The sequence below is a fragment of the Paracoccus yeei ATCC BAA-599 genome, from assembly GCF_000622145.1.
Classification (GTDB): Bacteria; Pseudomonadota; Alphaproteobacteria; order Rhodobacterales; family Rhodobacteraceae; genus Paracoccus; species Paracoccus yeei.
In genome coordinates this window covers 1-16,073 of the sequence record NZ_JHWH01000039.1, presented here as the reverse complement: position 1 = coordinate 16,073, position 16,073 = coordinate 1, and the positions used below count along the sequence as shown (strand labels likewise).

At 62.3% G+C, this 16,073-nt stretch carries 16 protein-coding genes and 2 pseudogenes; 12 read left to right on the top strand and 6 right to left on the bottom strand.

What is annotated here, in order from left to right:
* From BU28_RS26840 to BU28_RS0116635, 6 genes and pseudogenes are all read right to left on the bottom strand, one after another.
* Positions 1–101: pseudogene (locus BU28_RS26840) on the bottom strand (transposase); the annotation flags it as partial.
* Positions 102–592: 491 nt separating this feature from the next.
* Positions 593–1,084 (bottom strand): phosphate-starvation-inducible PsiE family protein, encoded by a 492-nt coding sequence (locus tag BU28_RS0116655; protein WP_028720462.1) that lies wholly within the window; start codon positions 1,082–1,084, stop codon positions 593–595.
* A 221-nt stretch (positions 1,085–1,305) separates the two neighbouring features.
* On the bottom strand, positions 1,306–2,277 hold the full coding sequence (locus tag BU28_RS0116650) for a YfdX family protein (protein ID WP_028720461.1): 972 nt from the start codon (positions 2,275–2,277) through the stop codon (positions 1,306–1,308).
* A gap of 72 nt (positions 2,278–2,349) precedes the next feature.
* Positions 2,350–2,841, bottom strand: coding sequence for an Hsp20/alpha crystallin family protein (locus BU28_RS0116645; protein ID WP_028720460.1), 492 nt, complete (start codon positions 2,839–2,841; stop codon positions 2,350–2,352).
* A gap of 20 nt (positions 2,842–2,861) precedes the next feature.
* Positions 2,862–3,260 (bottom strand): Hsp20/alpha crystallin family protein, encoded by a 399-nt coding sequence (locus tag BU28_RS0116640; RefSeq protein WP_028720459.1) that lies wholly within the window; start codon positions 3,258–3,260, stop codon positions 2,862–2,864.
* Between the two features lie 14 nt (positions 3,261–3,274).
* Positions 3,275–3,703, bottom strand: coding sequence for an Hsp20/alpha crystallin family protein (locus tag BU28_RS0116635; RefSeq protein ID WP_028720458.1), 429 nt, complete (start codon positions 3,701–3,703; stop codon positions 3,275–3,277).
* Between the two features lie 202 nt (positions 3,704–3,905).
* Here BU28_RS0116635 and BU28_RS0116630 point away from each other — a divergent pair, with 202 nt between their 5' ends.
* The 12 genes and pseudogenes from BU28_RS0116630 to BU28_RS23465 form a co-directional block, all read left to right on the top strand.
* A complete protein-coding gene (locus tag BU28_RS0116630) occupies positions 3,906–4,334 on the top strand; it encodes a MarR family winged helix-turn-helix transcriptional regulator (RefSeq protein WP_028720457.1) in 429 nt (142 codons plus the stop codon).
* Between the two features lie 17 nt (positions 4,335–4,351).
* Positions 4,352–6,184 carry an ATP-dependent zinc metalloprotease FtsH gene (gene ftsH, locus BU28_RS0116625; protein WP_028720456.1) on the top strand — a complete coding sequence of 611 codons (1,833 nt, stop codon included), beginning with the start codon at positions 4,352–4,354 and terminating at the stop codon, positions 6,182–6,184.
* Between the two features lie 64 nt (positions 6,185–6,248).
* Positions 6,249–9,143 (top strand): ATP-dependent Clp protease ATP-binding subunit, encoded by a 2,895-nt coding sequence (locus BU28_RS0116620; protein WP_028720455.1) that lies wholly within the window; start codon positions 6,249–6,251, stop codon positions 9,141–9,143.
* A 77-nt stretch (positions 9,144–9,220) separates the two neighbouring features.
* Complete coding sequence (locus BU28_RS0116615) at positions 9,221–10,393, top strand: RNA polymerase sigma factor (protein WP_028720454.1); 1,173 nt, start codon at positions 9,221–9,223, stop codon at positions 10,391–10,393.
* Positions 10,390–11,037: an HdeD family acid-resistance protein gene (locus BU28_RS0116610; protein WP_028720453.1), complete on the top strand. Its 648-nt coding sequence runs from the start codon at positions 10,390–10,392 to the stop codon at positions 11,035–11,037. Before BU28_RS0116615 ends, BU28_RS0116610 begins: the two co-directional genes overlap by 4 nt.
* A gap of 211 nt (positions 11,038–11,248) precedes the next feature.
* Positions 11,249–11,869, top strand: a complete 621-nt coding sequence (locus BU28_RS0116600) for a hypothetical protein (protein ID WP_028720451.1) — start codon at positions 11,249–11,251, stop codon at positions 11,867–11,869.
* A 1-nt stretch (position 11,870) separates the two neighbouring features.
* On the top strand, positions 11,871–12,431 hold the full coding sequence (locus BU28_RS0116595) for an NADH dehydrogenase ubiquinone Fe-S protein 4 (protein ID WP_028720450.1): 561 nt from the start codon (positions 11,871–11,873) through the stop codon (positions 12,429–12,431).
* 75 nt (positions 12,432–12,506) lie between these two features.
* Complete coding sequence (locus BU28_RS0116590) at positions 12,507–13,214, top strand: rhomboid family intramembrane serine protease (RefSeq protein WP_233145050.1); 708 nt, start codon at positions 12,507–12,509, stop codon at positions 13,212–13,214.
* Entirely contained in the window at positions 13,205–14,047 is an 843-nt protein-coding gene (locus tag BU28_RS0116585) for an SDH family Clp fold serine proteinase (RefSeq protein ID WP_028720448.1), read from the top strand. Before BU28_RS0116590 ends, BU28_RS0116585 begins: the two co-directional genes overlap by 10 nt.
* Positions 14,048–14,098: 51 nt before the next feature.
* Entirely contained in the window at positions 14,099–14,521 is a 423-nt protein-coding gene (trxC, locus tag BU28_RS0116580; protein WP_028720447.1) for a thioredoxin TrxC, read from the top strand.
* Between the two features lie 48 nt (positions 14,522–14,569).
* Positions 14,570–15,739 carry a cation:proton antiporter domain-containing protein gene (locus BU28_RS0116575; RefSeq protein WP_028720446.1) on the top strand — a complete coding sequence of 390 codons (1,170 nt, stop codon included), beginning with the start codon at positions 14,570–14,572 and terminating at the stop codon, positions 15,737–15,739.
* A gap of 82 nt (positions 15,740–15,821) precedes the next feature.
* Positions 15,822–16,073, top strand: a pseudogene (locus tag BU28_RS23465) (IS110 family transposase); the annotation flags it as partial.

The following is a 16,073-nucleotide window of genomic DNA, read 5'->3' as shown; positions in this document are numbered from 1 at the left end:
AGGACCAGCTTGCCCTGCTTGGCTAGCCGTCGCCACGCCGACAATTGGTTCGGCTGCACTCCATAGCGATCCGCCACCGCGTTCACTGTGGCCCCCGGCTCAAGTGTATCGGCGACAACCCGAGCCTTCACCTCATTCGGCCACCGCCGATGACCAGAGGCATGGATCTCCACGCCCAGAGAAGTGAGAAACGAATTCTTGGCACACATTGCGAAACGCACTCCCCACCAGCCGATGGATAGGACTTCGCAGCAGCGCCTCAGCCAAGCAATGTGGGGTTCAGACGCCGCTTACAGGCAATCGCCGATCCCGGACACCCGGACCACGCTGAACTGACTGAGTGGCACAATGAGCCCTTCGACCCCTCAGTGCCAGACACCGACACGCATCAGCTCGAGCTGCTCAAGCTCGCCAAACGGTGGCAACCTCGGAAGAAGTAGGCGCCTACGCCGGACGCTTACGGAAGCGACGGCGCGCGGCTCGGTAAACCGACCCAGCGCAACGCTCGGCATGATAAAAAATTTCTGCTAAACAATTATGATGATGAGTGCGGCAGAGGTTGATGAAACAAGTCGAACGAAAACGCTTCGGCTCATTGAACGCCTTTGGCATTTTTAGCACCGGGCTCTTCGCGCCGGTCCTGATCGCGCACCAGCCAGTGGACTGCTCCGAGCGCAAGAGCCGCGCCCGCGAGGGCGGCAATCTTGGCTGGCTCCGTCTCGCCAAGGTCGAGGATGATAAATTTGCGCGCGATCGCGAGGAGCGCGATCAGCACGATCGTGCGGACCTGGAGAATGCCGAAGCTGCGTTCTGTCGCCACAAGAAGGGAGCGCTTGAACTCGAGCGCAATTACAACGGTGAAGATCATTCCGAACACCACCTGGAAGGTGGCGTAATCGAGCGTGTCGAACGCTCCCAAGACCAACCGGTTCACGACCTCGCGCATCAGCGCCCAAACCGACGCCACGACGATAACCGCAATGATGGCGCTGAGGACGAAAATGACGACCTGTTCGAACTTCTCGTAGAGCGTCATCGCCGACCATTGTTCACGGGTCAGCCCTGATGGTTTCAGGTCTTTCATCAGTACCCCTCGAAGTTCCCCCCGAATAGACAAGCTCTCCCTGGCTTCGCCGCAGACCGGGATCATTCGGGAATTCTTTACCTGCGATGGAGCCGGGAACCAATTGTTATGTGTCGAGAACCGGGACTCTGGGCCCAGACTATCGATCGTTCCTCAGTCTTCCTGCGAAAGAGCCCCGCCGCTGGTCTCGTTTGCGGCGGGGCTCCATTAGAGGTTCTCTTTTAGTTGAAGATGCGCGTTCGAAGTTCCTTGAACCGGGTCGCAATCGTTTCGAAGATCCCTCCGGTATCCTCCTGCGCCTCAATCTGACGGTCCAACTCATCCAGCGCCTCATGCAGATCCTCGAAATCGCTTTCGCGGCCGTAGCCGAGCGCTTCGGCGATTTTGAGTTCCTGGCGTGCCGCCTCAACATAGTCGGCGGCCGTCAGATCGGCATCTTCAGTAGCGGCTTTATTTTCAGTAGCGGCTTTATCTTCAGTAGCGGCTTTGTCGTTTGCCGCCTCACTGTCGTCATTGAGCAGAGCTTTGGCCTTCTCGATCATCGCTACGGCTCTGAGCGGAGGCAGGGCGACCACTGTGTCGGTCACCACCTGGGTGCTCAGTGCGGCGTTGAGTACCGTCATCGCTTCGTCGGTCTTTCCGTCATCAAGCAGTGCCGCCGCTGCAAGGATCGCGCCGGGATAGGTCGCAAGCGGAAGGCTGGTTGTCCGGATGACAACCTCGGACGCGAACCCGCTCAGCAGCGGTCTCGCTTCCTGGAACTTCCCATCGTCGACCAAGTCCTCGATCTGTTTGCCGAGTTTTCGGACGGCTTCGACGCTGCCCAGAACGTCATAGGTGAAATGATCGATCCGTACGGGCGCCAAAGCGAGATCCGGTTCACGCGCGACGACGGTCTCGAGCTTCCCCGTGGCCAACGCGAGCGCAGCAATCGCTGCATCTGTATCGCCCTTCTCGATCGCGGCGATCGCAGCGTTCGTTTCATCGAGCGCGTCGACCGCCTCCTGGATCAGGGCGGTGCGTTTATCGGCGAGCTGTGAATCGGTTTCGGCGGTCACGCTCTCTTCGACCTGCTCCCGGTTGACCGCCTGCGCTTCAGCTTCCGCTTGAGCCGTATCCTGAGACCAGGAAGGGCCGGCGCTGACAATCAGCAGGGCCAAAGCTGTTCCCGCGTAAAGATTCCTGAGTTTCATCAGTCTGTTCCTTTCGGCTGTGATTGGTTCTACGGCGGTTTTGCCGCAGAGTCGGCACGATCAATGCCCGGCTCAGGCCTCCTTGACCGCGATTTTCCTGACCTTGGCTTGGGCTTCGGGCGTTTGCGGCAGCTTGATCGTCAGTACCCCATTCTTGAAGGATGCTTGCGCCTTTTCGCCATCCACACCGGGGGGGAGCGGAATTGTCCGGTAGATCGCGCCGTAGCTGCGCTCGGAAAGATAGTATCCCTTCTTCTCCTCCTGGCGCTCGATCTTCTTCTCCCCCTTCACAGTCAACATGTCATCGTTGACCGTCACCTCGATGTCCTTCATCTCCATGCCCGGCAGCTCGATCGACACTTCGATCGCCTTGTCGGTCTCGACCATGTCGGATTTGGCTTCGCCGCTGCCCCAGGGCCATTCGAACTGACCGACCCGGTTCCAGAAGTTCTCGAACACATGGTTCATTTCGCGCTGAAGCGTCGCCATCGGGTTGTCTTCGCTGCTCTTGGCGTCTGGCGCGCCGTCCTTGCGCGCCCAGGGGATCAGGTCCTTGATCTGCATGATGGTGTCTCCTTCGGTTTTCAGGCGCCCTTGACGGCGATCCTTTTTGGCTGCGCTTCAGGGGCTCGGGGGAGCGTCAGGGTGAGGACGCCTCCGCGCATCTCGGCCTCGATCCTGTCGGGGTCGAAATCCTCGGAAAGCGTGAAGGCCCTCTCGAAATCACCCTCGCCATATTCGGCATAGGCAAGTTCCAGGTTTTCTGGCCGCATCGGCTCAACCTTGCCGCGGATCGTCAGCACGCGGTTTTCGAGTGTGATTTCGACCGCATCGGCGGCGACCCCAGGCATTTCGAGCATCATGGAGACACCCTGATCGGTCTCGACGATATCGGTCAGCGGGCGGTAGATGCGGCCGCCGCCGGCGGTCTCGGGCGCGTCGGTCGGCGTCTTTTCGATGGCTTGCGTGATGTCGGTGCTCATCGTTCCAGCTCCTCTCAGGCTGCCTTGATCTCGATTTTCTTTGGCTTTTCTGCCTCGGGCCGGGAGATGACGATCCGCAATACGCCGTTCGTCATCCTCGCCTCGACCTTGTCATCCGAGGCCGCGAATGGCAGGCGGATAGAGCGGGAAAACTTGCCATAACCGCGTTCGTTGCGGTGCCAGCGCGCACCTTCGGGAACCTCGGGCGCCTTGCGTTCGCCCGACAGCGTCAGGACGTTGTCCTTGACCGCGATCTCGATATCGCCCGGCTCAATGCCAGGGACTTCGGTAGTAACGGCGACGGCTTCCGCACCCTGCCAGACATTCACTGCTGGGAATACCGCGCGAGACGGCGACGGCCAAAAACCGCGCTCGAGATCGCGCATCATGGAGCGCATCAGCGCAATGGGATCGCTGCGGCGCAGATATGTCGGATAGAGCATTGCTGGCCTCCTGTTGCTGATCGATGCCCCCGAACCGGCGGCATGGTCCGACCGGGCAACGGTGCCGGCTGGATGTCGGTTCGGAGACCGCCCATCAAGATAGGCGGATCCATCTATTATGCAAGCATATATGATGCTTGCATTGCACTTTGGGTGGACCGCAGTCTATCCTGTTTCTCATGCAGACGGAGGAAAGATACCCTTGATCACTTCTGATCTTGCCCTGATCGGGACGACGATCCACCGGGTCGCGCAGCTCATCCAGCAGCGGATCGACAGCGAGATCGGCGACAGCGGCCTGACCCGCCTGTCCTGGATGGCGGCGGCACATGTCGAGGATTCGCCCGGGCTGACCATCGGCGATCTGGCCGGGCGGCTGGAGGTGGGCCGGGCCACTGCGGGCCAGCTCGTCGATCGCATGGTACAGGGCGGTTGGGTAGAGCGGTGGGCGTCACCCGACGACCGACGGGCGCAGATCGTCACGGCAACGCCAAAGGCCAGGGCGATGCTGGAGGAACTCGCGCCGCGGCAATCGGCGCTCGAAGATGAGATCCTGCAGGATCTGTCGGCGGACGAAAGGCGCATTCTGCTGGCGCTGCTCGAGCGAATCAGGGCGCGGCTCGGGCGCTAGGGAAAAGGAAAAGCGGTATGGAAAAGAAGACCGAATACAACATCTGGTACTGGGTGGTGGCCTTCATGGCCGTGATCTTCATCCAGGATCTGATCGCCGGCTGGCAATCCGTGGCTCCCATCAGCTACAGCCAATTCGAAACCTATCTCGAGGACGGCAGGGTCGCGTCGGTCGCGGTCGGGTCAGACACCATCACCGGCACCTTCACCGAACCCGTCGACGGCAAGAGCCAGTTCGTGACGACGGTCGTGGATCCCGCGATCCTGCAGCGGATCGACCGCTCCGGCGTCGAGATCACGGGTGTTCCTCAGAACACTTTTCTCGGCACGCTGATTTCCTGGGTGGCGCCAGCGCTTGTCTTCTTCGGAATCTGGATGCTGCTGTTCCGCAAGTTCGCCGACAAGCAGGGCTTCGGCGGGTTCATGCAGGTCGGCCGCAGCAAGGCCAAAGTTTACATGGAAAAGGAAACCGGCGTCAGCTTCGCCGACGTGGCCGGTGTGGACGAGGCCAAGGCCGAGCTCGAGGAGGTCGTGGAGTTCCTCAGGAACCCCGCCGAATACGGAAAGCTGGGCGCACATATCCCCAAAGGCATATTGCTCGTCGGGCCGCCGGGAACCGGCAAGACGCTTCTGGCGCGCGCGGTGGCAGGCGAGGCCGGCGTGACCTTCTTTTCGATCTCGGGATCAGAGTTCGTCGAGATGTTCGTGGGCGTCGGTGCCGCACGGGTGCGCGACCTGTTCGAGCAGGCCCGGAAATCGGCCCCGGCAATCATCTTCATCGACGAACTCGACGCTCTTGGGAGGGCGCGCTCCTCCGGCCAGATCGCCGGTGGCCATGATGAGCGTGAGCAGACGCTGAACCAGCTTCTGACCGAGCTCGACGGCTTCGACCCTTCAGTGGGCATCGTGCTCCTGGCCGCCACCAACCGACCCGAGATTCTCGACCCCGCGCTGCTGCGTGCGGGACGCTTCGACCGTCAGGTGCTGGTGGACCGGCCCGACAAGAAGGGACGCGTGCAGATTCTTGGCGTTCACATGAAAAAGGTGAAGCTCGCCCCAGACGTCGATGCCGAGAAGGTCGCAGCGCTTACTCCCGGCTTTTCCGGCGCGGATCTTGCCAATCTCGTCAACGAGGCAGCATTGCTCGCCACGCGCCGCAAGGCTGATGCAGTGACGATGGACGACTTCAACAATGCGGTGGAACGCATCATCGCCGGGTTGGAAAAGAAGAACCGCGTGCTCAATCCGCGCGAACGCGAGATCGTGGCGCACCACGAGATGGGGCACGCGCTGGTGGCGATGGCTCTGCCGGGGGTGGACCCGGTGCACAAGGTCTCGATCATACCGCGCGGGATTGGCGCGCTCGGCTACACCATCCAGCGCCCGACCGAGGACCGCTTCCTGATGACGCGGGAGGAACTCGAGAACAAGATCGCAGTCCTGCTTGGCGGGCGCGCGGCAGAGAAGATCATCTACGATCATGTCTCGACCGGGGCGGCGGACGATCTGGTCAAGGCGACCGACATCGCCCGCGCCATGGTCGCGCGGTACGGGATGGACGAAGACCTCGGGCAAGTCAGCTACGACACCGATCGGCCCGGCTTTCTTGGCACCGGCGACCAGGCGTCCTGGCTCAACCGCCGCTACAGCGAGGCCACGGCCGAGCGAATGGACATAAAGGTGCGCGACATCGTGGATGGCGTGTTCAAGCGCACCCTCACCCTTCTTGAATCCAATCTGGATCTTCTCGAGCAATCGGCGCAGGATCTCCTGCAACGAGAGACCCTGGACGAGCCCGATCTTGTGGCAATTGGGTCCAAGGTGAATAGAACGGAGGCGGTCGCTGCGTGACACTGTCATTGGCGCAGATGATCGGCGAACAACCCTGACTGGATAATGAAAACGGAGAAGAGAAATGGCAAATGGAACCTGCGATATCTGTGGTCGGCCGGCGACTGCGCGCGTGCGCGCCTCGGTCAATGGCCGGACACAGAACATGGAGCTTTGCGACCAGCATTACAGCGAAATGGCGCGCCGGTCGGGGCGCAGCGCCTCGCCGCTGGAGTCCCTGTTCGGACGGCGTTCCCTTCTTGACGAATTCTTCGGCGAGAGCGGTTTCGGCAGCCTCTTTGGTGACAGTCCGCTGCGAGGCGGCACGCTCGGCTCCATGGGTGATGGCGATGACGCTGTCGTCGACGCCACTTTCGGCGAGGGCGCGCCGCGGCGTGGATCGCGGCGCGGCGGCGGACGCACCATCGCCGACCGGCTGAGCGAACAGGGCAACAAGCTGCTGCAGGATGCAGCACAGAAGGCCGGGGAATTCGGGCGCAGCGAGGTCGATACCGAACATCTGCTTCTGGCATTGACCTCGTCTGACGTCGTCAAGACGATCCTGGAACAGTTCAAGGTCGATGCGGACGATCTGCGGCGCCAGATCGACAAGGAGGCGAAGCGTGGAGACGCCAAGACGGAAGGCGAAATCGGCGTCAGTCCTCGCCTGAAGGACGCGCTGAACCGGGCCTTCATCGCCTCGAACGAACTCGGCCATTCCTATGTCGGTCCCGAGCACCTGCTGATCGGCCTTGCCGAAGAGGGCGAAGGCCTCGCGGCGGCGATGCTGCGCAAGCTGGGGTTGACGCCGCAGGCGCTGCGCCAGCAGGTGACCAAGGTCGTGGGCAAGGGAGCCGAGGAAGGCCGCGTGGAGGCGCCTTCCAGCACGCCCGATCTCGACCAGTTCAGCCGTGACCTGACGAAGCTCGCCCGCGAGGGCAAGCTCGATCCCGTCATCGGCCGCGCCCGCGAGATCGAGACGACGATCGAAGTGCTGGCCCGCCGGAAAAAGAACAACCCGGTGCTGATCGGCGAGCCCGGCGTGGGCAAGACCGCCATCGTCGAGGGACTTGCACAACGGATCGTCGCGGGCGAAGTGCCCGAGGCGCTGCGCGACAAGCGGCTGGTCGAGCTCAACATCAACTCGATGGTGGCCGGGTCGAAGTATCGCGGCGAGTTCGAGGAGCGAGTCCAGAAGATCCTCAAGGAGATCACCGAAGAGAAGGACAGCCTGATCCTGTTCATCGACGAGATCCACACCATCGTCGGCGCCGGCCAGGGCGGTGGCGAAGGCGGTCTCGACATCGCCAACACCTTCAAGCCGGCGCTGGCGCGGGGCGAGCTGAACCTGATCGGCGCGACGACGCTCAACGAGTACCAGAAATACATCGAGAAGGACGCGGCGCTCGAGCGACGGTTCCAGCCGGTTTATGTCGAGGAACCCACGGTAGCTCAGGTCATCATGATCCTGCGCGGCCTGCGCGACACGCTGGAGGCGCACCACAAGGTGACGATCACCGACGAGGCCATCGTCGCGGCGGCCGAGCTTTCTGATCGCTACATCACCGGTCGCTTCATGCCCGACAAGGCGATCGACCTGATCGATCAGGCAGCCGCGCGGGTGAAGATCAGCGCCACGGCGCGCCCCGTGGAAGTCCAGGAGCTGGAAGCCGAGGTCGCGCAGATCAAGCGCGAACAGGACTATGCCGCAGCCCGCAAGCAATTCGACCGGGCAGCGGAACTGAAGAAGGAACTCGAGCAGAAGCAGAAGGAACTGGACGAGCTTCTGGAAATCTGGAAGCGCGACCAGGCTTCGGCGACCGCCGAGGTGCGCGCCGATCACGTCGCGCAGATCGTCTCGAAGATCACCGGCGTTCCGGTCACGGAGCTGACCACCGAGGAGAAGGACAAGCTCCTCAAGCTCGAGGAGAAGCTGCACGAGCGCGTCATCGGCCAGGAAGAAGCGATCCGCGCCGTGGCCGATGCGGTGCGCCTGGCGCGTGCGGGTCTGCGCGAGGGACGCGGACCTACGGCGACCTTCCTCTTCCTCGGGCCCACGGGCGTGGGCAAGACGGAACTGGCCAAGACGCTCGCCGAAGTAATCTTTGGCGATCAGGACGCAATCATCCGCATCGACATGTCCGAGTATGGCGAGCGCCACTCGGTCGCCCGGCTGGTGGGCGCGCCTCCCGGCTACGTCGGCTATGACGAGGGGGGCCAGCTGACCGAAAAGGTCCGCCGCCGGCCCTATTCGGTGGTGCTGCTCGACGAGATTGAGAAGGCACACCCGGATGTGTACAACATCCTGCTTCAGGTGTTCGACGATGGCCGCCTGACAGATGGCAAGGGCCGCGTGGTGGACTTCACCAACACCATCATCATCGCCACATCGAACCTCGGTTCGGACATCATCCAGCGCAACCTCACGAAACGCGGCAGCAGTGAGTTCGACGAGGCCAAGCAGAAATCCGAACTGATGGAGGTGTTGCGCGGTCATTTCCGGCCAGAGTTCATCAACCGGATCGACGAGATCATCGTCTTCCATTCGCTGAATCAGTCGGAGATCCGCCAGATCGTCGAGTTGCAGCTCAACCGGGTGAAGCGGACCGCCCTTACCCAGGGCGTCGAACTCGAATTCGACGTGAGCGTCGTGGATCACTTCGGCGCGGTCGGCTTCCGCCCCGAATTCGGCGCCCGCGAGCTGCGCCGGCTGATCCGGTCGGAGTTGGAGACCGAGTTGGCCCGCGAGATGCTCTCCGGGCGGATCGAGGATGGTGACAAGGTCCGCGTCGCCTGGTCGGAAGACGAACAGAGGGTCGTGTTCGAAAAGATCGTAAAGGACACCGGTGACGACAGCCCGGACGATCAGGCCAAGGCCGGGATCGAGGAGTCCAGCGAAGTTGCCGAAGACAGGACGGACGTTCCGAAGCCCAGCGCTGGGGATGAGGTGCAGTCCAAGGACGACAAGTCCGCCGAGTGACAGCGCAAAAGACTGGTCCGGCGCGATATCGGTCGCGCCGGACCATCTCTTCGGAGAGTTATAGGAAGGTCCACGGCATGAACGTCATTAGATCATTCCGCAATCTCGACCGGCACGGCCAACAGCGCGCGCCTGAGGTCATCGAGGAAGAGGTGCGGCAACTTGAACCGCACCTTGCGCGCTTTCGCGAGGATCTGGTCCGGCTCGAAGTCGTTGCCTCGCAGACGAGGGGCAAGACGCGCATCAAAGTCAGCCTGCGCCTGCAACTGCCGTCGGGCGTGATCGCGGCGCGGGAAGAGGGATTCGAGATCGAGCCTGTCCTGCGCAAGGCCTTTGCCGACCTGCGCCACCAGGTCGATCGGCATGTGGCGCGCCTCAAGCACGAGCCTGAATACAAGCGTCCCGCCCGCCGGCGCCGGATCGGCGCCCCGCTGCCGCCCGCGCGGGATGCGGCGGAAGCGGACCGGCGCCAGCTCTTCTTCGACCTGATCGAGGATCATCTCGATACAATCTATGACACCGTCAGGCGCGAGTTGACCTATCTCGAATGCAGCGGATCGGTACCGGAGGGATATCTGAGCGTTCGCGGTCTCTTCGATGCGACGATCCTCAAGGGGCTGGCCCGCTTCGAGGATCGGCCTTCGGAGTTTTCCGTCGGCGACTGGCTGAAACGGCTGGCTTTTGAGACCATCGAGGAAGAATCCCGCGCCGCCCGCCGCGCCGTGCCTGAGGATGCCGCCTCCATCGAGGCGGAACCCGAGGCCCCGGCGGAGGATCCGACCGAGGCGGATCAGGCGATGTTCGAGTTCTACCAGCCCGACGAAGTGCTGATGCTGGAGGACCTCATCGCCGACGACGGCGGCACAGACCCCGAGACCGAAGTGGATCGTCATGATATCGCCATGGCACTGCACCGGGCTATCGCAGATCTTGCTCCGGTCGAGCGCCGCGTCCTGTATCGGATGTACCTGGAAGACGCCACGATCGCGGAGACGGCGCACCTCCTGGGTCTCACTGAGGCGGAAGTGTTGAAGATTGCAGAGAACGCGGCGGAGACACTGCGCGGCACGCTGGTCGAAGCCGGGTTGATCGGCGAGGCATCGGGGCGCGCGCCCGTGGAAAGGGAAATTGCCCGGACGCAGTGTCTGCCTCAACCGGTCGAGGACCGCCGTCGCGTGGCGGCCGCCCTGGCCGGCGCGGAGACAATCGGCACTACTGAGTTGAAACCTAAACAGGAGATGGACCAATGACGACAACCTCTGCAAACCAATCCGACACGATGCAGGACATGCTGTGCAGCCTGTCCGGGAACTGGTGGCTGTTCGTGCTGCGCGGTGTCCTGGCGCTGGTGATCGCGGTTCTCGCCTTCCTCATGCCTGCGGAGTCGCTGCTTGCTCTGACGCTGGTCTTCGGCGCTTTCGCCTTCGCCGATGGCGTGTTCGGCCTCGTCGCCGCCGTCCGCAGCATCCGCGGGGGCGATCGCTGGGGCTGGCTGATGTTCAGCGGCATTCTGGGGATCGCCACGGGGGTCGTCGTGGTCTTCTCGCCGTTCGTGGCGACGCTTGTGCTTGCGACATTCCTCTGGGCCAGCATCGCCTTCTGGTCCGTGTTCTCGGGTGCCCTCGAGATCGCGGCAGCGATCCGCCTGCGAAAGGAAATCAACGGCGAAATCTGGCTGATCCTGAGCGGCCTTCTCTCGGTCGTTCTCGGTGTCGTCGTGACCTGGATGCTGCTGACGCGCCCGGTCGAAAGCTTCCTCGCGCTCGGCTGGCTGATCGGCTTCTACGCCGCGGTCTTCGGGGTGATGATGATCCTCCTCGGGCTACGGCTTCGCAAGGCGGATCGTTCGGACGGTGCGGCCTTCGATGACGCTCCCCCATCGGCAAAGGCGTGAGGTGCCCTGTGGTGGATGACGGGCGACTTGCCGGCGAGGAGCACGATTTCACCCGATGGGACGAAACGATCTTCGACCGTTGCCTGAGCACCGGCTTCAATCCGTTCGGCAGCGGTCCGACGCCAATCTTCCTGCGGCACCGGGACGCAGAGGCGCCGGACGCCGATGCGAAGCCGTGCATGCCACCTGACACCGAAAATGCGAGGTGCTGATGTCGAACCGCCTGCCTGACTTGGCACTTGCGGCTGCGGCCGCTGCCTTGGGCATCGGCATCGTTTTCCTTTTTCGCTCGATGTATCTTGCCGAAGACACGCTGCCTTTCGCGCAGGAGATGACGCTCATCTTTCTCGGCGCTGTCGTGACGATCATTCTGACCGCGGCGCTTCTCAATCGCCAGACCGATCTCGAGCTTCGCAAGGAAGGAAGGGTCATCATCCTCCAGCAGCAATGCGACATTTACATGGCCTGCATCGAGAAGGTGGCAGAGATCGTGGAAACCGCAAGGCACGATGCGAAGCTGATCGATGAACTGCGTGTTCTCAGCCACAAGCTGGCTGTGGTCGCGAGTGCAGGGGTCGTGTCCAGCTTCGAGCAGGTACTGGAGAGCTTGCAGTCCGGTTTTGCTGACGGCACGCTCTCGGACGGGGACGGAGAGGGCGTGATGAATGCCGTCGCCGATCTCACGATAGCGATGCGGTCGGACGTCCTGCACGCTGCTGCCTTTCCTTCGCAGAACATCGAACGCGCCGTTCGCCTGAATTCGAGGCGAATGGAAAAACTCGACGATCTCGAACGTCACCTTCTCGTATCCACCGACACCCGGGAGAACTGATATGCGCGGCCATAATCGTCCACCATTCCCGCCGAAAATTCCCGGAACCGATCTGCCATCCTGGGACGTGCCGACCGCGATCATCTACCGCCCGGCGCGTTCCGCGATGACATCGGCGCCCCGGCCCAGCTACTGGGTTCTCGAGTTCGAGCCGTCCCGGCCGCCGCAGATCGAGCCGCTGATGGGATGGACGGCAAGCGGCGATCCCTATCGTTCGATCCGGCTGAAGTTTCCGGATCGCGACAGCGCCGTGGACTTCGCAGAGCGGCAGGACTGGCATTATGTCGTGCGCGAGGACGCTGGGGGGGCCCGGATGGCGAACCCGTGGGCGGGGGAGACGCGCCACCGGCTGCACAGGGGCGTCGATGCTCCGGGAGCCTTCCGGGTCCCGTTCCGCCCCGATCGCCGCCTCTCAAGAGGCGTCCAGCATGAGAGCACGGCCGACCCGTCTACCAGCGACAGGGAGAGTTTCGATCCGGTCCTCGAAGCCTCGCTCGAATCCTTCCCCGCCTCTGATCCTCCGGCGTGGACGGGTGTGACAATTGCAAGAAAGACGACGTGATGACGGCCAGCTGCATGCGCTCGGGGAAATGAGATGTTTCCATGGGCCGATACCGTTGCTCGCAGATACCCCCCCGTGGCCGTCTGGTCAGTCGTCGGGATCAGCCTTCTCGCTTTCCTCTACCAGAGCGGCCTGCCGCCGCGTGCGCTCAACCGGTTCCTGTTCGACTTCGCGCTGGTGCCGTCGCGCGTCTTCGGTCAGCTCCGTCTCATCGCCCCGTCCGATTGGACGCCGTTCCTGACCAACATCTTCCTGCACGCGGGATGGCTTCATCTCATCCTCAACATGTGGACGCTCTGGATCTTCGGCCCAGCGGTCGAAGACCGGCTAGGGCCGGTGCGGTTCGCACTGTTCTATCTGTTCTGTGGTGTGGCGGCCGGACTGGCGCATGCCCTCGCCAACCCCGACTCGGTCGTGCCTGCCCTCGGAGCATCAGGCGCGATCGCGGGGGTGATCGGGTGCTATGCCCGGATGTTCCCGGCGGCCCGGATCGTCGTGATCGTGTCGATCCTGATCATCCCGCTGTTCTTCGAGGTCAGCGCGCTGGCCTTTGCGATGATCTGGTTCGCCATGCAGGTCATCCCCGGCCTGATGTCGCTCGGCTACACGGCAAGCGGCGGGATCGCCTGGTGGGCGCATATCGGCGGCTTCGTCTCAGGATGGCTCGCTAGTCCGATTCTACGCAGGCCTGCAGTCACCTATCGGAACTACTACCGCGACGAGGGAATATACGGCTTCCTGCCGGATGGGCGAAGGAAAGGAAAAGGAAATCCATGGATTTGATGCAACTGCTCTGGCTGTTCTTCATCGTCTCCGCACTGCAGCCGGCACTGCAGAGGAAGTATCTGGAGGCGATGCGCACTCGGAAGATCGCTCAAATCGAGAGGAGGCGCGGAAGCCGGGTGATCCTGATGATCCATCGGCAGGAGACGATGAACCTCCTAGGTTTTCCCCTGGTGCGCTACATCGACGTGAACGATTCCGAGGAGGTTCTGCGCGCCATCCAGATGACGGATGCCGAGATGCCGCTCGACATCGTGCTGCACACGCCCGGAGGGCTGGTCCTGGCCGCCACGCAGATCGCCCGCGCCATCCAGGGACACAAGGGCAAGGTCACGGTTTTCGTGCCGCACTATGCCATGTCGGGGGGAACCCTGATCGCCCTGGCAGCGGACGAGATCGTGATGTGCGACCACTCCGTGCTGGGTCCGGTCGATCCGCAACTCGGCCAGATGCCGGCCGCTTCGCTCATCCGGGTCGTGGAACAGAAGCCGATTGCCGAGATCGAGGACCAGACCTTGGTCATGGCCGATGTCGGGCGCAAGGCGATCGCCCAGGTCGAGGCGGCTGTGCGGCGGCTCTTGTCCGACAAGATGGACGCGGAAAGGGCGGCGGCCGTGGCGGCGCAGCTGGCCACCGGCACCTGGACCCATGACTATCCGATCTCCGCCGACGAGGCGCGCGAGATGGGACTGCCGGTAAGAACCGACATGCCCGAGGAAATCCTCGAGCTGATGACCCTCTACCCGCAGCCCGTGCGCCGCCAGGGCGGCGGTGTCGAATACCTGCCCGGACCGCGCCACCGGGAAGCCCGCGGGGCCTCGGCCTCGCGCTGAACGGCGCCGGTCTGCGGCCCTCTCCGAAACGAAACACGAAGGAAGAACAGGATGCCCACCGTTGCTTGCCCGAAATGCAGTTCAGTGAACCGCGTCCCGCAGGAGCGCCTGACGGACATCCCCAAATGCGGCCGCTGCGGCGCCGCCCTGTTCGAGGGCCGGCCGGTCGTGCTCACCGAGGCCAGTTTCGACCGACACGCCGATGCCGATCTGCCCCTGCTCGTCGATTTCTGGGCGGAATGGTGCGGGCCATGCAAGATGATGGCACCTCAGTTCGAGGCTGCGGCGCGTTCGCTCGAACCCCAGTTCCGTCTCGGCAAGCTCGATACCGAAGCCGAACAGCAGATCACCGACCGTTACGGGATCCGCGGCATTCCCACCATGATCTTGTTCAGGGGCGGCAAGGAAATCGCGAGGACGAGCGGTGTAATGCCTGCCGCGCAGATAGCGCAGTGGGCGCGGTCGCACGTTTAGAGAATACAGGTATTGGCCTTTCCTGCGCCATGATATCAGGAGAAGAACATGCATGGCGTGACTGGATTTGTCGAAAGTGCGGCCTTGTTGGTTTGCGCCGCGTTCGTACTCGTGACGATATGTTCACGGATTGGCGTACCTAGCATCGTCGGTTACATTCTTGCCGGTATAGTCATTGGACCCGCTGGCCTCGGCCTGATTGCGGAGAGCGCTGCCCTGAGCAGTATTGGCGAAATCGGAGTCGTACTCCTGCTGTTCGCGCTTGGTCTGGAATTTTCCTTCGAGAAGCTCGTAACACTCAGGAAGCATGTCTTCGGTCTTGGGGCTGTACAGGTTTCAGTCACGACGATAACGGTTTCGTTGGTAGCGAGTTTGGTCTTCGATCTCGCATCAGTTTCCGCAATCCTCATCGGCGGGGCCGTGGCCATGTCATCCACGGCCATGTGCCTCAAGGTGCTCGCAAGCGCGAATGCTCTGGGATCGGCCCAAGGACGCCTGGCCATTGCGGTGCTTCTGTTTCAAGACTTGGCAGCTGTCGCATTCCTGCTTCTGCACGATTCGATGAGTGGAGCCGTCGAAGGGTATGGCGTGATAACGGTCGTCGCCAGTGCAACGGCATTGGTTGCAGCCCTGTTCATTGCCCGTGGCCCGTTGCAGTTGCTGGCCCGTTGGGTAGCGTCGCGTGGCGATCCGGAGCTTGCCCAACTCCTCGCACTTACCATTGCGCTTGGGTCCACGATCGTCGCGACATCTGCTGGCCTTTCTCCGGCGCTCGCCGCATTCGCGACCGGTATGATCATCGGCGAGGGCGACGCGCGCCATGCTGTCGAGAACGAGATCCGGCCCTTTCGCGACTTGTTTGTCGGGATTTTCTTTATCGGTATCGGGACTCAATTGCCACTTTGGATCCTTCCATCTCAATGGCCTGCCGTGCTGGTCTGGCTTGCAATAATACTCTGCGGAAAGACGCTGATTGTTTTCGTCGTCGCCCGACTATTCCGCGAAGCGCTTCAGACCTCATTGCGGACCGGAGTCATCCTGGCCAACGGGGGAGAATTCAGCCTGATGTTGCTATCGGTTTCCTCGACGTCGGGTACAGTGGCCGAGGAGTTCGCCGGCCCCCTCCTCCTCGCGATTGGAGTGAGCATGTTGGCTGGAAGTCTTATGATTAGATGGGCGGGGTCAGGCCTAGGACCAATCGACATTAGGTCATGTTGATGGCGTGGATGCCCCCACCTGACGGCATCGCAATGTGCCAATGTGATGCGTGTTGAAGCCATCACAGAAGGAGGGAGCATCCATGTCCGAGGTTACGATTATCGGGATCGATCTGGCAAAGCGCATTTTCCACCTGCACGGTGCCGGTCACGACGGATCCGTCGTGTTTCGCAAAAGGCTTTCGCGTGGCCAGCTACTTGCGTTCATGTCTCAGGTACCGCGGTGCGTTGTCGCCATGGAGGCGTGTGCGACGGCGCATGGCTGGGGCCGCGCTTTCGAGACGTTTGGACATGAAGTGCGCCTGATCCCGCCGGTCTACGTGAAGCCATTCGTC

Coding starts and splice junctions, on each gene's coding strand:
- ftsH (WP_028720456.1), top strand. CDS start 4,352: ATGGAAAAGAAGACCGAATACAACATCTGGTACTGGGTGGTGGCCTTC.
- BU28_RS0116645 (WP_028720460.1), bottom strand. CDS start 2,841: ATGCAGATCAAGGACCTGATCCCCTGGGCGCGCAAGGACGGCGCGCCA.
- trxC (WP_028720447.1), top strand. CDS start 14,099: ATGCCCACCGTTGCTTGCCCGAAATGCAGTTCAGTGAACCGCGTCCCG.
- BU28_RS0116650 (WP_028720461.1), bottom strand. CDS start 2,277: ATGAAACTCAGGAATCTTTACGCGGGAACAGCTTTGGCCCTGCTGATT.
- BU28_RS0116595 (WP_028720450.1), top strand. CDS start 11,871: ATGCGCGGCCATAATCGTCCACCATTCCCGCCGAAAATTCCCGGAACC.
- BU28_RS0116585 (WP_028720448.1), top strand. CDS start 13,205: ATGGATTTGATGCAACTGCTCTGGCTGTTCTTCATCGTCTCCGCACTG.
- BU28_RS0116575 (WP_028720446.1), top strand. CDS start 14,570: ATGCATGGCGTGACTGGATTTGTCGAAAGTGCGGCCTTGTTGGTTTGC.
- BU28_RS0116600 (WP_028720451.1), top strand. CDS start 11,249: ATGTCGAACCGCCTGCCTGACTTGGCACTTGCGGCTGCGGCCGCTGCC.
- BU28_RS0116610 (WP_028720453.1), top strand. CDS start 10,390: ATGACGACAACCTCTGCAAACCAATCCGACACGATGCAGGACATGCTG.
- BU28_RS0116620 (WP_028720455.1), top strand. CDS start 6,249: ATGGCAAATGGAACCTGCGATATCTGTGGTCGGCCGGCGACTGCGCGC.
- BU28_RS0116640 (WP_028720459.1), bottom strand. CDS start 3,260: ATGAGCACCGACATCACGCAAGCCATCGAAAAGACGCCGACCGACGCG.
- BU28_RS0116615 (WP_028720454.1), top strand. CDS start 9,221: ATGAACGTCATTAGATCATTCCGCAATCTCGACCGGCACGGCCAACAG.
- BU28_RS0116635 (WP_028720458.1), bottom strand. CDS start 3,703: ATGCTCTATCCGACATATCTGCGCCGCAGCGATCCCATTGCGCTGATG.
- BU28_RS0116655 (WP_028720462.1), bottom strand. CDS start 1,084: ATGAAAGACCTGAAACCATCAGGGCTGACCCGTGAACAATGGTCGGCG.